This is a genomic window from Oleiphilus sp. HI0123, from assembly GCF_001635315.1.
On sequence record NZ_LWGE01000813.1, the window covers coordinates 1 to 318 of the forward strand.

Below are 318 nucleotides of genomic sequence, written 5' to 3' on the forward strand. Positions count from 1 at the left end.
CAACCTTCCAGCCTTTCTTCTCAGCATAACGAGAATACATGCGAAATAAATCCCCAGAGAAAATTGCCGCCTCATCACCACCGGTTCCCGCTCGAATTTCCAAGAAAACGTTATTCTTGTCATTCGGATCTTTAGGTAACAAGAGAGTCTGCAACTCCTTATCAAGAGTTTCCAAAGAAGACTTTGCCTCTTTCAGCTCTTCTTGAGCCATCTCGCGCATATCGGCATCACCATCATTCATCAGCATGTTGGCTTCTTCGATGTCGTCCTGAGCTTGTCTGTAGCTAGCGTAACATTTCACAACCGGCTCAATTTCAG

At 45.3% G+C, this 318-nt stretch carries 1 protein-coding gene; it reads right to left on the minus strand.

Annotated elements, in window-relative coordinates:
* On the minus strand, nucleotides 1–318 hold a 318-nt coding region (locus A3761_RS07090; RefSeq protein WP_156491705.1), incomplete at both ends, for a PCRF domain-containing protein.